This window comes from Janthinobacterium sp. BJB401 (assembly GCF_013372745.1).
GTDB lineage: Bacteria > Pseudomonadota > Gammaproteobacteria > Burkholderiales > Burkholderiaceae_D > Janthinobacterium > Janthinobacterium rivuli.
Map to the genome: position 1 here is coordinate 1 of NZ_JABXFH010000087.1, position 10,168 is coordinate 10,168.

A 10,168-nucleotide genomic window follows, 5' to 3' on the forward strand; every position below is an offset into this window, starting at 1 on the left:
AAGCAAGGGCGTCTTCCTCGACGGCGTGCTGGGCTACGGCACCCTGCAGTACGACGCCTCGCGTTACCTGAGCGACGGCAGCGGTTTCGCCACCGGTGAACGTGATGGCAAACAGGTGTTCGGCGCGCTGGTGGGCGGCATGGAGATGCGTCACGAAACCTGGATGTGGTCGCCGTATGGCCGCGTGGAACTGATGTCGGCCAGGCTTGATCCGTACACGGAAAAAGCGGCGGGCATTAACGCGTTGAGCTACTTCAAGCAGACCGTGCGTTCGCGCATCGGCGCGCTCGGTGTGCGGGCCGAGGGCATCTATGTGGGTGGCCTGGGCACGTGGTTCCCGCGCGCGCGGCTTGAGTACCGGCACCAGTTCCAGGGCGCCGACGATGCGCGCCTGGCGTATGGCGACCTGGCGGCGGACGGCCCCGTGTACGTGATCCGCACGGTACCGCAGCAGACGGGCAACTGGACGGCCGGGCTCGGTGTCAAGCTGCTGCTGTCGAACGGCATGACGATCACCCTGGACTACAACAGTAATCTGAACATCGATAGCGGACGTACCCAGTCGGTGATGTTCGGCATCGCCATGCCGCTCAAGTAGGTCTGCGCATCAAGGAAGTGACGCCACGGGGCGGGAGCGGCTTGCTCCCGCCCCGTGGCGCATGTGGGGCTGATTTTTCATGTCATTGTCGTGCCAGGGCGGCAATGATTCCATTAGAATCAGACATCGTCTTGATCACACTGCTTACGGAATGGAATGCCTGGAATGATGAATGTCCTGACCCTCGAACATTTTGCCGCGCGCATCAATGAGACGTTTATTGCGGCCAGTGACGGCAATGCCGCCTTTGTCCTGAAGGAAGTGCAGCCGCTGCCGTCAGCGACCCTGGAGGGCTTGATGCGCAAGCCGTTCAGTTTGCTGTTTCACCATAGCTCACCCATCCTGTTCAACCAGAAAATTTTCCAGATGCAGCATGAGGCGTTTGGCGAGGTGGGGATCTTTCTGGTACCGGTGGCGCGTGACAGCCACGGTTTTCTGTACCAGGCCGTATTCAACTGAGGCCGGTATGGGGAGAAGGGCAGGGCGGCGCCGCGATGGCGTCGCCTGCCTGGATTAATCCAACTTAGTCAAACGATGGGAACTCGCCTTGCAGCGCGATGCAGAAATTGACCGCCAGCATCGGCTGGCGGTTTTCATGCGCCTGGCCGCCACCGGCACTACCGATCGCGGCCGGCGACAGCGATACATTGGGTGGCGTTGCCGGCACGAACGCGGACGTGCCGCCAAGCGCAATCAAGCCATCGCCCGGAAGCGGCGTGTTGTGCTGCAGGGCGGCGGTGGGCTGGCGGTACACATTGAGTTGATGGCTGTGGTTCGGCATCTCCGTGGCGTTCAACGTGACACTGTTGGTGCCGAAGGTCTCGCCCATCACGCGCGGCGTCAGGCCTGGTCCTTGTCCCTGGCTGCAGGGCGCGCGTCCCGTGAAGTTGGGCAACTGGAAGGTGGTGGTGCCATTGCCGCCATACTGCGTGCCGATCAAGGAAAACAGCGCGCTGTATTGCTGGATTTGCAGGGTGGCGCCATTGCAGCTGGCCCACCCGTAGGGTGTGAAATTGAAGCCGAAGACTTGTATCTCGCCAAGGTATGGTGATGTCACGGTAGGTTCTCCTGATCGATTTTATGGGCTGCGCTTGCGTGCCGGCTGTTATTGCTGGGATGGGAAAATGCCTGCCCATGCGATGCAAAATGAGGCCGTCAGGGTTGGCATGGTGTTCTCGTGCGGCAGGTTGCCGCCTGTCGCGCCCGTGGCGGCCGGTGCCAGTGCATAGGCGGTCAGACCGGTCAGGTCGCTCGTGTACATCTTGTCGTTGTTCGACGGGGCCGTCAGCAGCAAGTTGGCCGCCGGCACGTTCGCCGTTGCCAGGGTGCTGTTCACATTGAACGGGTGCGTATGCAAAGGCAGCTGGGTCGGCAGCAGGGTCACCGATTCGCTGCCGCTGCGTTGTCCGATCACGCGGCTGCTCAGGCCAGGGCCGGTTCCCATGTGCAGGGGAACCTGGCCGCGCAGGTCGGGCACGGCAAAGGTGGTGACGCCGTCGCCGCCGTAGGTGGTCCCCAGCAGGACGTACAGTACTTCGTATTCGGAGATCGGTTTCAGGCTGCCGTCGCAGGCGAACCAGCCGCTGGGAATACGCGGAAAGGAAAACAGGCGAATTTCGCCGACATAGGGTGTGGTCATGACTATGCTCCGTAAGAAGTGGCTGATTCGTTAGTTGCGCGACGGGAAGATACCGTTCAAGGCGATATTGAAGTTGATGACCGAGAACGGCTGCATATTGGGATGCGCCTGGTTGCCGCCGGCCAGCGCCAGGGTCTGGCCGGCCAGGGTGACTTGCGGTCCGGCCGAACCGTAGATGGATTCCGCGCCACTGCCGCCAAACACGGTATTCGTGGGATTTTTCGAGGTGCCGGGCGTCGTCACCGCATTGGCCGCATGCGTGTGCGGCGGAATTTGGGTCGGTAGCAAGGTGACAGTCTCCTGCCCCGCCCGCGTGCCGGTCTGATAAGGCGCGGGTTGCCAGGAACCATCCACCGAACTGCCAGCTCCCACAGGAGTACAGCCTTGCAAATTAGGCAAGGCAAAGGTGGTGCTGCCATTCCCCCCGTAAGCGGTGCCCAGCAGCGAAAACAGCGCCTGATTCTGCGCAATAGGCAGCATTTGCCCGTTACATGCTGCAAAGCCACGCGGCGCAAAATTGAAGCCGCCCATCATGATTTGTCCTAGGTACACATCAGCCATCATCGTTCTCCCACGGTTGGAATAGCATTAAATTACAAATGGGAAATATTTTCCATTTGTAATCAATCTTGCGTTTTGAAAAACCCTTTTTGTTATAGTTACTTTATTGAAATCTCGGAGTAGCATACGTTGTCATATGGCAAGCGTCAACACCTGTTGGCACTCTGGAAGAGCTCGTAATTAGCATCGCTGGCGGCCTGAAATCACCCTCATTTTTGTCTGAATTTCGTCTGAAAAACTCTGTATTGGAGAAACTATGTTGCGTACTTGCAACGATATTATTGGCCGCCCGGCACATTTTTTCCTGCGTTCTTTTTTTGTGGGGAACCAGGGACGAATGCCAAACCGTGCCGCGGACAGGCCGCCAGTCTCGGGCCTTTTCGTGCACTGGTTCGCTTCGCTGTGCCTGGTGATGCTGGGACTTGTCGCAGGTCCTGCACAGGCGGATCCGGGTGATCCGAGCACGAAATGTACTCCCAATCAGAGAAGTTTTACCGTCGCATCAGGAGCCCCCTATGTGATTGATTTGTCTGACTGTAGCGAATTTGGCCTGACGGACAATGGCGCGACGGCGTTGCACGGCACGATTACCGGGCTCGTGGGTAACGGTACCGGCATTGCGACCTATATCAATAATGGCGACGGGGCCTTGTCCGACAGCTTTGTTCTGTGGGACGAGGACAGCAAGGCCGTGACTTTCACGGTGACTGTCTTGCCTCCCGCGGCAGCCTTTACCGTTTCGCCGGCCGGTTTGACGCCACCCGTGATCGGCGTGCCGTACAGCCAGGCCATGTCGGCGAGCGGTGGCGTCGCTCCCTACACTTACGCGCCTGACTCGGGAACCTGGCCGCCTGGCATCAGCGTATCGTCGAGCGGCGTGATTTCCGGTACCGTGACGGCGACCGGCGCCTATGTGTTCAGCGTCAAGGTCACCGATTCGACCCCAGGCACGCCGCAAGTGGTCATCAAGAACTATTCCGTGTCGATCGCCATACCGATCTTGTCCATCACGCCCACCACCCTGACGGCGGGAGGTCTGGCGACGCCCTACAGCCAGCAGATGTCGACCGCGAATGGCACCGCGCCCTATACCTATGTGGTGGAATCGGGTGCCTTGCCCACGGGCCTGAACATGTCGAGTAGCGGCCTGATTTCGGGCACGCCCACCGCCCTGGGCACCTATAACTTTGTGATCAAATCCACCGATGTCACGGGCGGCAACGGACCGTACAACACGTCCAGAAGCTATTCCCTGGTGATCAACGCCCAGCCGCCGCCGACCATCACTGGCGTGACGCCGGCGTCCGGCCCAGCCTCTGGCGGCACGGCCGTCACCATTACCGGTACCGGCTTTACGGGCGTCACGGCGCTGAAGTTTGGCGCCAACAATGGCGTCGCCGTCACCGTCGTCAATGCCACGACCATGACCGCCACCTCACCAGCGGGCAGTGCCGGCACCGTGAACGTGACCGTCACCGCCAGCGGCGGTACCAGCGCCACCGGCGCCGCCAACCAGTTCACGTATATTCCTGCGCCAACGGTCACCAGCATTTCGCCCACGGCAGGTCCTACCGCTGGCGGCGGCAGCGTCATCATCACGGGCACGGGCTTTACCGGCGCCACGGCGGTGACCTTTGGCGCGACTCCCGCCACCGGCTTCACCGTCAACAGCGCCACGCAGATCACGGCCACGGCGCCAGCTGGCAGCAGCGGCACGGTCGACGTGCGCGTCACCACGGCGGGCGGCACCAGCGCCACCAGCGGGGCGGACCAGTTTACTTTTGTGGCCGCACCGACGGTGACGAGCATTTCGCCCACTGCCGGCCCGGCTACGGGCGGCAGCACCGTCATCATCACCGGCACGGGTTTCAGCACGACGACAGCGGTGACCTTCGGCGCCACATCGGCCATCGGCTTTACGGTCAACAGCGCCACGCAGATCACGGCGACGGCACCCGCCGGCACGGGTACGGTGGACGTGCGCGTCACTTCGCTCGGCGGCACCAGCGCCACCAGCGCCGCCGATCAATTTACCTTTGTGGCAGCGCCGGTGGTGAGCAGCATTTCGCCCACTTCGGGCCCTACGACCGGCGGCACCACCGTCATCATCACGGGGTCGAATTTCAGCGGCACGACAGCCGTGACGTTTGGCGCCACATTGGCCAGCGGCTTTACGGTCAATAGCGCCACGCAGATCACGGCGACGGCGCCCGTGGGCAGCGCAGGCACGGTCGACGTGCGCGTCACTTCGGCCGGCGGCACCAGCGCCACGAGTGCCAACGATCAATTTACCTACGTGGCGGTGCCGACGGTCAGCAGCATTTCTCCGACGGCGGGTCCCGCCAGCGGCGGCACCACGGTCACCATCACCGGTTCGAATTTTAGCGGCACGACGGCGGTGACCTTCGGCGCCACGTCGGCGGCCGGCTTTACCGTCAACAGCGCCACGCAGATCACGGCGACGGCGCCAAGCGGCACGGGCACGGTCGACGTGCGCGTCACCACGACGGGTGGCACCAGCGCCACCAGCGCGGCGGACCAGTACACCTTTGTCGCGGCGCCGGCAGTGACGAGCATTTCACCGACGGCGGGTCCTTCTACGGGCGGCACCACGGTCATCATCAGTGGTTCGAATTTCAGCGGCACGACGGCGGTGACGTTTGGCGCCACATCGGCCGCCGGCTTTACCGTCAACAGCGCCTCGCAGATCACGGCGACGGCGCCAGCCGGCACGGGTACCGTGGATGTGCGCATCACCACGACTGGCGGCACCAGCGCCACCAGTGCGGCCGACCAGTTCACGTATGTAGCGGCACCGGCGGTGAGCGGTATTTCTCCCACATTCGGTCCCGCAGTTGGCGGCGCCAGCGTCATCATTACTGGCGCTAACCTGACTGGCGCGACAGCCGTGACGTTCGGCGCCACATCGGCCACCGGCTTTACGGTCAACAGCGCCACGCAGATCACGGCGACGGCACCAAGCGGCACGGGTACCGTGGATGTGCGCGTGACCACGGTGGGGGGCACCAGCGCCACCAGTGCGGCGGATCAGTTCACCTATGTAGCGGTGCCCGTTGCCGGCGCAGTCAGCGCGACGGTTGCCTACGGCAGCAGCGCCAATCCGGTCACCCTGAACCTGAGCGGCGGTACCGCCGTGTCGGTGGCCGTGGTGTCCGCTGCCGCGCATGGCACGGCGACGGCCAGCGGCACCAGCATCAGCTACACGCCGACGGCAGGTTACGGCGGTAGCGACAGCTTTACCTATACGGCGACCAATGGCAGCGGCACGTCGGCACCGGCCACCGTGACGATCACCGTCGGCACGCCGAGCATCACGGTCGCGCCAGCCACCGTGCCCGGCGCGGCAATCGGCGCGGCATACAGCCAGAGCATCAGCGCCGCCAACGGCCTGGCGCCGTACACCTATGCGATCAGCGCTGGCGCCTTGCCAAGCGGCTTGAGCCTGTCCAGCGGCGGTGTGCTGTCGGGTACGCCAACGGCCGCCGGCACCTTCAATTTCACGGTGCGCGCCGATGACAGTTCGACCGGCAGCGGCCCGTATTCGGGCGCGCGCGGCTATTCGCTGACGGTGGCGGCGCCGACGATCAGCATCGCGCCGGCAAGCCTGCCGGCAATGACCACTGGCGTCGCTTTCAGCCAGGGCATCACGGCCACTGGCGGCACGGCAGCATATAACTATGCCGTTACCGCCGGCAGCCTGCCCACCGGCTTGACCCTGGCGGCGGACGGTACCTTGTCGGGCATGCCCACGACGATTGGCGCGTATAACTTTACCGTCACCGCCACCGACAGCAGCACCGGTGCAAGCGCTCCTTTCAATGGTGCGCGCGCCTATTCCGGCACGGTGGTGGTGGCGCCGCCAGTGGCCGGCGCAGTCAGCGCGGCGGTGGCGTACGGCAGCGGCCCGAATGCGATCCCCTTGAATCTGAGCGGCGGCGCGGCGACCTCGGTGGCCGTGGCGTCCGCAGCTGCGCATGGCACGGCGACGGCCAGCGGCACGAGCATCAGCTACACGCCGGCGGCAGGTTATGGCGGCCCCGACAGCTTTACCTATACGGTGACCAACGCCAGCGGTACTTCGGCGCCGGCCACCGTGACGATCACGGTCGGCGCGCCGACGGTGACGGTGACGACTGCCAGTGTGCCAGCGATGATGGCAGGCACCGCCTACAGCCAGACCATCGGCGCTTCCGGCGGTGTTGGCCCCTATGCTTTTAGCGTTCCGCCTGGCACCTTGCCCGCCGGCCTGACTCTGACGGCCAACGGCGTCTTGTCCGGCACGCCGACTACCGCGGGCGCGTATGACTTTACCGTCACCGCGACCGACAGCAGCACCGGCAGCGGTCCGTATGCCGGCACCAAGCGCTACACGGGAACGGTGGCGGTGGCGTTGCCAGTATCCGGCGACGTCAGCGTGACGGTGGCGTACGGCAGCGGCCCGAATGCGATCGCCCTGAACCTGAGCGGCGGCGCGGCGACCTCCGTGGCCGTGGTGTCCGGCGCTGCGCACGGCACGGCGACGGCCAGCGGCACGAGCATCAGCTACACGCCGACGGCCGGTTACGGCGGTCCCGACAGCTTTACCTATAAGGTGACCAACGCCAGCGGCACCTCGGCGACTGCCACCGTGACGATCACGGTCGGCGCGCCGACGGTGACGGTGACCACGGCCACACTGCCGGCGCTGATGGTAGGCACCAGCTACAGCCAGACCATCAGTGCTTCCGGCGGTACTGGCTCGTATGAATTTACGGTTCCGCCAGGCACCTTGCCTGCCGGCCTGACGCTGGCGGCAAACGGCACCTTGTCCGGCACGCCGACCACCGCAGGCGCATATGACTTTACCGTCACCGCGACCGATCACAGTACCGGCAGCGGTCCGTATGCCGGCACGATGCGTTACACGGGAGCGGTGGCGGTAGCATTGCCAGTGGCCGGCGCGGTCAGCGCGACGGTGGCGTACGGCAGCAGCGCCCAGCCGATCACCCTGAACCTGAGCGGCGGCCCCGCAGTGTCGGTTGCCGTGGCATCGGCACCCGCGCATGGCACGGCAACTGCCAGCGGCACGAGCATCAGCTACATGCCGACGGCTGGTTACGGCGGTCCCGACAGCTTTACCTATACGGTGAGCAACGCCAGCGGTACCTCGGCGCCTGCCACCGTGACGGTGACGGTGGGCATTCCCACTGTCACTCTGACGCCGGGCACCTTGCCCAATGCGACGGCGGAAGCGGCCTACACCGCAACCCTGACGGCGGCGGGCGGCACGGCGCCGTACACCTTCAGCGTCAGCAGCGGCACCTTGCCCGCCGGTTTGACCCTGAACGCAGCCACCGGCGTGTTGTCCGGTACGACCAATGTGGCTGGCAGCTTCCCTGTCAGCATCAAGGTCGCGGACAGCAGCACAGGCGCGGGTGCGCCGTTCAGCGCCACCAACAGCTATACCCTGAGCGTCGGCGCGCCGACCATCATGGTGACGCCAAACACCTTGCCGGCGCCGAAAGTGGCCACGGCGTACAGCCAGCAACTGACGGCCAGCGGCGGTGTCGCTCCTTATGCCTATACGGTGTCGAGCGGCACTCTGCCTGCCGGCCTGACCTTGAGCAGCAGTGGTTTGCTCAGTGGCACGCCGACAGCGGCCGGCAGCTTTACCTTGACCGTGCAGGCTGCTGATGCGCACCTGTTTGCCGGCACGCGCAGCTATACCCCTGTCATCTCCTCGGCCGTGGTCAGCCTGACACCGACAACCTTGCCGAATGCGACGGCGGAAGCGGCCTACACCGCAACCCTGACGGCGGCGGGCGGCACGGCCCCATACACGTTTAGTGTCAGCAGCGGTACCTTGCCCGCTGGCTTGACCCTGAATGCGGCCACCGGCGTACTGTCCGGCACGACCAATGTGGCTGGCAGCTTCCCTGTCAGCATCAAGGTCGCGGACAGCAGCACGGGCACTGGCGCACCATTCAGCGCCACCAACAGCTATACCTTGAGCGTCGGCGTGCCGACCATCACGGTGACGCCAGCCACCTTGCCGGCGGCGACCGTGGCCACGGCGTACAGCCAGCAACTGACGGCCAGCGGCGGCGTTGCTCCCTATGCCTATACGCTGTCGAGCGGCAGCCTGCCGGCTGGCCTCACCCTGAGCGGCAGTGGCTTGCTCAGCGGCACGCCAACGTCGGCCGGCAGCTTTACCTTGACGGTGCAGGCGGCCGATGCGCACCTGTTTACCGGTGCGCAAAGCTATACCCTGGTTGTTGCCTCGGCCACGGTCAGCCTGACCCCGGCCAGCTTGCCCAACCCGACGGCGGAAGCGGCCTACAGCACGACCCTGGCGGCAACGGGCGGCACTGCCCCATACAGCTATGCCGTGGTGGGCACCTTGCCTGTGGGCCTGAGCCTGAACACGGCCACCGGCGTACTGTCCGGCACGACGAATGTGGCGGGCAGCTTCCCGTTCAGCATCAAGGTCACGGACAGCAGCACGGGCACGGGCGCGCCGTTCAGTGCGACCAACAGCTATACCCTGGCCGTGGCGGCGCCAGTCCTGACACTGACGCCGGCCAGCCTGGCGGCGATCCGCGCCGGCGACGCGTATAGCCAGGCATTCACGGCCGCTGGCGGCGTCGCTCCGTACGCATATTCCGTGAGCAGCGGCGCCTTGCCGACCGGCCTGGTACTCAATGCGGCGACGGGTATCGTCAGCGGCACGCCGACCGTGGCGGGCAGCTTTGCCTTTACCTTGCAAGCGAAGGATGCGCACCAGTTCACGGTGCAGCAGGCGCTGACCCTGCAGGTGAACCAGGCGCCGCCGCCGGTGCCGAATGAAACGGCGACCACCTCGTCCAACCAGGAAGTGAGCCTGACCATCGCGTCAACTGATGGCAGCCCGATCACGGCAGTGACCATCGTCACGCCGCCGCAGCACGGCACCGTCACGGTGGTGTCGAGCGGCGCGGCGGGCGGCGGCAGCGGCCGCTCTTTCAAGGTGACGTATGTGCCGAATGCGAACTACTTCGGCCCTGACGCCTTCAGCTACACTGCGACGGGTCCGGGCGGCACGTCCGCGCCCGCGACGGTCAGCCTGACGGTGGCGCCGCAGCCGGTGCCGGTGCCGGTCGCCAAGACGGCGACGGTATTGGCCGGCACGCCGGTGACCTTGAACGTGACGCAAGGCGCGACGGGTGGGCCGTTCACGGCGGTGGCGATTACCACGCAGCCGGCCAGCGGCACGGCGGTGGTCAATGGCATGGACATCGTCTACACGCCAGGCATCAACACCAGCGGCGAGATCCGCATCGGCTACACCGTGTCGAACGCCTTCGGCACCTCGGCGCCGGTGACGTCGACGA

6 protein-coding genes and 1 pseudogene are annotated in these 10,168 nt (G+C 64.8%); 3 read left to right on the forward strand and 4 right to left on the reverse strand.

All coding sequences use genetic code 11. From position 1 onward, the window contains the following. The coding region (locus tag HWE17_RS27830; protein ID WP_176391026.1) for an autotransporter outer membrane beta-barrel domain-containing protein at window positions 1-598 on the forward strand (598 nt) is incomplete at its 5' end. 165 nt (window positions 599-763) lie between these two features. Further along, entirely contained in the window at window positions 764-1,057 is a 294-nt protein-coding gene (locus tag HWE17_RS27835) for a hypothetical protein (protein ID WP_255206422.1), read from the forward strand. Window positions 1,058-1,121: 64 nt separating this feature from the next. Here HWE17_RS27835 and HWE17_RS27840 read toward each other — a convergent pair whose 3' ends face one another. From HWE17_RS27840 to HWE17_RS28880, 4 genes and pseudogenes are all read right to left on the reverse strand, one after another. Continuing rightward, window positions 1,122-1,655, reverse strand: a complete 534-nt coding sequence (locus HWE17_RS27840; RefSeq protein WP_176391027.1) for a tail fiber protein — start codon at window positions 1,653-1,655, stop codon at window positions 1,122-1,124. A gap of 48 nt (window positions 1,656-1,703) precedes the next feature. Next, the gene (locus HWE17_RS27845) at window positions 1,704-2,237 is read right to left on the reverse strand and encodes a phage tail protein (RefSeq protein WP_176391028.1); all 534 of its coding nucleotides are present in this window, start codon (window positions 2,235-2,237) and stop codon (window positions 1,704-1,706) included. Window positions 2,238-2,267: 30 nt separating this feature from the next. After that, window positions 2,268-2,525 carry a phage tail protein gene (locus tag HWE17_RS28875; protein ID WP_255206424.1) on the reverse strand — a complete coding sequence of 86 codons (258 nt, stop codon included), beginning with the start codon at window positions 2,523-2,525 and terminating at the stop codon, window positions 2,268-2,270. A 99-nt stretch (window positions 2,526-2,624) separates the two neighbouring features. Next, window positions 2,625-2,801: pseudogene (locus HWE17_RS28880) on the reverse strand (phage tail protein); the annotation flags it as partial. Between the two features lie 514 nt (window positions 2,802-3,315). Between HWE17_RS28880 and HWE17_RS27855 the strand changes: the two are divergent. Beyond that, window positions 3,316-10,168: putative Ig domain-containing protein (locus tag HWE17_RS27855; RefSeq protein WP_176391029.1), on the forward strand; the 6,853-nt coding region annotated here is incomplete at its 3' end.

Bases quoted from the DNA above. Each gene is read 5' to 3' on its own strand.
- HWE17_RS27835 (WP_255206422.1), top strand. From the start codon at position 764: ATGATGAATGTCCTGACCCTCGAACATTTTGCCGCGCGCATCAATGAG.
- HWE17_RS27845 (WP_176391028.1), bottom strand. From the start codon at position 2,237: ATGACCACACCCTATGTCGGCGAAATTCGCCTGTTTTCCTTTCCGCGT.